The 2,802-nt window shown below is 67.3% G+C and carries 1 protein-coding gene; it reads left to right on the top strand.

Annotated features, from left to right (window positions below; genetic code table 11):
• Positions 1-74: 74 nt before the first annotated feature.
• Positions 75-2,802, top strand: a 2,728-nt coding sequence (locus tag VFZ66_16250; GenBank protein HEX6290743.1) for an amino acid adenylation domain-containing protein, incomplete at its 3' end; no start/stop codon positions are given.

Raw genomic sequence — 2,802 nt, 5'->3', positions numbered from 1 at the left:
AAGCAAACCTTACTGCTTACAAGCCACACACGAGAGGTCAGGCGTTGTATCCACTCTTTCCCACCCAGCAAGGGATGCTGTTCAACAGCCTCTACGCCTCAGAGTCCGGGGTCGACATCGTACAGGTCGTGGCGGTTCTCCCTGAGCGCCTCAAGCTTCCAGCCTTCAAAGACGCCCTGGCACGCATGATCGAGCGACATGCTATCCTACGAACAGCTTTCCGATGGGAAGGGCTGCCTGAGCCGCTCCAAGAAGTGGTTGCGACAGTTCCGCTGCCACTTGAAGTAGAGGATTGGCGCGACCAACCCGCCGAGAGGCATCAGCAGCGGCTCGATGAGTACATTCGCGCCGACCGACGCCGTGGATTTACGCTAACGCAGGCTCCGCTCATACGGCTGACATTAATCCAGCTTGCCGAAGCCGATTATCGCCTGATCTTCGCCTTTCACCATACGCTTCTGGATGGCCGCTCGCTCCTGCTGCTGATGAAAGAACTCTTTGCGCTGTACGAGGCAGGCTGCCGTAGCCAAGATCTGGCGCTGCCACAGCCACGTCCGTATCAGGACTATATCGAGTGGCAGCGGCAGCAAGACCAGGCACAGGAGGAGCACGTCTGGCGCGATCTGCTCAAAGGCTTTACCGCGCCGACGCTGATAGCCGTAGACGGGCAGGATCGCTACCGAGATAACAGCCGAGGCGGGTACACCGATCAGGATCTTCTCCTAACGACAACCACCACCGAAGCCCTCACGCGGCTGGCTCAACAGCATGATCTCACGGTGAATACCTTGATCCAGGGAGCCTGGGCACTGCTGCTGAGCCAGTATAGCGGCCAGGATGATGTTGTGTTCGGGGTGACACGCCGGGGCCGCTACGGAACGATCGAAGGCGTCGATTCGATGATCGGCTTGTTCATCACCACACTGCCGATCCGCGTGCGAATTGTTCCCGATATGCCTCTGCTGGCCTGGCTCAAAGAGCTTCGATCGCTCAACGTAGCGATTCGCGACCATCAGCGGGCTTCGCTGGCGCAGGTGCAGCAATGGAGCGAGGTTCCCCAGGGCGTGCCTTTGTTCAATACGATCGTTGTTTTCGAGCGGTACCTGCTTCAGGATGCCTTGCAAGCTGAAGGCGGTCAGTGGGCCAATCGAACGCTCGATGTCGTGAGACAGCCCAGCTACCCGCTGACATTAGCCGTTTTCGCGGGTCCGCAGCTCTTGTGCCGGATGATCTATGATCATCAGCGCTACGATCGAGCCACGATCGAGCGGATGCTTGCTCGGCTTGAGCTGCTACTGGAAGGCATGCTCGCGCAGCCGGAGGGACGCCTGGACGCGCTGCCACGGCTGCCCGCCGCCGAGTGGCACCAGCTCAGCGCCTGGAACGCCACCCACGCGCCCTACCCCGCCGCCTCCCGCCTCCCCGACCTCGTCGCCGCCCACGCCGCCCAGCGCCCCCACGCCCTCGCCCTCGTTGATCCCGACCACGCCTGGTCCTATCACGCCCTCGACCAGCGCGCCAATCAGCTTGCCCATCTGCTCCAGGCCCGTGGCGTCGCCCCCGATGTCTGCGTCGCCCTCGTCCTCGACCGCTCCGCCGCCCTCGTCCTCGCCCAACTCGCCGTGCTCAAGGCCGGCGGCGGCTTCCTGCCGCTCGACCCCGCCGCCCCCGCCGCCCGCACCGCGCGCATGCTCCACGATGCCCAGCCCGCCCTGCTGCTTACCACCGCCCCCCTGCGCCCCGCCGCGTTGCCCGCCGCGCTGCCCGTACTCTGCCTCGACGCCGACCGTGCTCTGCTCGACGCCGCGCCCACCCACGCCCCCACCAGCGCCGCCACCCTCGACCACCTCGCCTATCTGATCTATACCTCCGGCTCCACCGGCACCCCCAAAGGCGTCGCCGTGCCCCAGCGCGGCCTGCTCAATCTCGTCGCCTGGCACCAGCGCACCTATGCCCTGACCCCCGCCGACCGCGCCACGCTGATCGCCGCCCCCGCCTTCGACGCCTCCGTCTGGGAGCTCTGGCCTTATCTCGCCAGCGGCGCGTGTCTGGTGATCCCCGATGCCGCCACGCGCGCCACGCCGCAGGCGCTGGTGCCCTGGCTGGCCGCTCAGCGCATCACCGTCTGCTTCCTGCCGACCGCGCTGGCCGAGGCCGCGCTGGCGCAGCCCTGGCCGTCCACGCTAGCGCTGCGCGCGCTGCTGACGGGCGGCGATCAGCTCCATCCGCTGCCCGCCGGGCTGCCGTTTCCGGTGTTCAACCACTACGGCCCGACCGAAACCAGCGTGGTCGCCACCGCCACGCCGGTCGCCGCCGAGGCGCGCGGCCACCTGCCGCCGATCGGGCAGCCGATCGCCAACACCGAGGTCTATCTGCTCGACGGGCGGATGCAGCCGGTGCCGCTGGGCGTGACGGGCGAGGTTTACATTGGCGGGGTGGGCATGGCGCGGGGCTATCACCGGCAGCCGACGCTGACGGCTGCGCGCTTCGTGCCGCATCCGTTCAGCCGCCCAGAGGGCACCCGGCCGGGGGCGCGGCTCTACCGCACCGGGGATCTGGCGCGCTACCGGGCGGATGGCGCGCTGGAGTTTCTGGGGCGGATCGATGGGCAGGTCAAGCTGCGGGGGTATCGCATCGAACTGGGCGAGATCGAGGCGGTGCTGGGGCAGCATCCCGCCGTGCGCGCGGCCGTGGTGCTGGCGCGGGAAGATCGGCCTGGGGCGCAGCGGCTGGTCGCATACGTGGTGGGCGCCCACGCGCCTACGGAAGCCCACGCACCGACGGCAGGAGAGGCGCGGCGCG

This window comes from Herpetosiphonaceae bacterium (assembly GCA_036374795.1).
Lineage (GTDB): Bacteria > Chloroflexota > Chloroflexia > Chloroflexales > Kallotenuaceae > LB3-1.
The sequence above is the reverse complement of the archived record's forward strand: the minus strand, read 5'-3'. Positions and strand labels throughout refer to the sequence as shown.